The organism is Mesorhizobium kowhaii (assembly GCF_042431665.1).
In the GTDB taxonomy this organism is placed as follows: Bacteria; Pseudomonadota; Alphaproteobacteria; order Rhizobiales; family Rhizobiaceae; genus Mesorhizobium; species Mesorhizobium kowhaii.
Map to the genome: position 1 here is coordinate 1 of NZ_JBHLYT010000248.1, position 599 is coordinate 599.

General features: G+C 67.1%; 1 protein-coding gene. It reads right to left on the reverse strand.

Features of this window, described 5'->3' with window-relative positions:
- Nucleotides 1-599 (reverse strand): calcium-binding protein (locus tag ACFFNA_RS40600; RefSeq protein WP_378926071.1); only part of this gene is annotated, 599 nt, incomplete at both ends.

Sequence of the window (599 nt, forward strand, 5' to 3'; positions counted from 1 at the left end):
TTCTCGACGTCTCCAAAGACGTGGAGGGCATCGGAAAGGTTGAACGCAATCGACGAGCGAACCAGGTCGATCCCGTCACCGCCGGTCTCGTCCACGATGTCGCCAGTGTTGTCGACGACGTAGGTGTCGTTGCCGATGCCGCCGACCATCGTGTCGGCGCCTGCGCCGCCATTGATCACATCGTCGCCGCCGAGGCCCGAGATGACGTTGGCTGCCGTGCTTCCGGTCAGCGTGTCGCCAAAGCCGGAGCCGATCAGGTTCTCGAAGGCTGAGAGCGTATCGCTGCCGGCGCCGATGGTGTTTTGGGCCGCCGTCGTCGCAAGGCTCACTGTGATGGCCGCGGCCGCGTGCTCGTAGCTCAGCGTGTCGATGCCGGCGCCGCCGTTCAGCACGTTGTTGTTGCCGTCGCCCTCGAGCGTGTCGCTCTGCGCGGAGCCGAGAAGTCCCTCGATGCCGGAGAAGGTGTCGCCCTCGGCATCGCCGCCATGCGCCACGCCGGTCGCCAGGCTGACGTCCACACCGGCTGCCGACGCCGCATAGCTGGCCGTGTCGGTACCGGCGTCGCCGATGAGCGTATCGGCGCCACCAAGCCCCGCCAA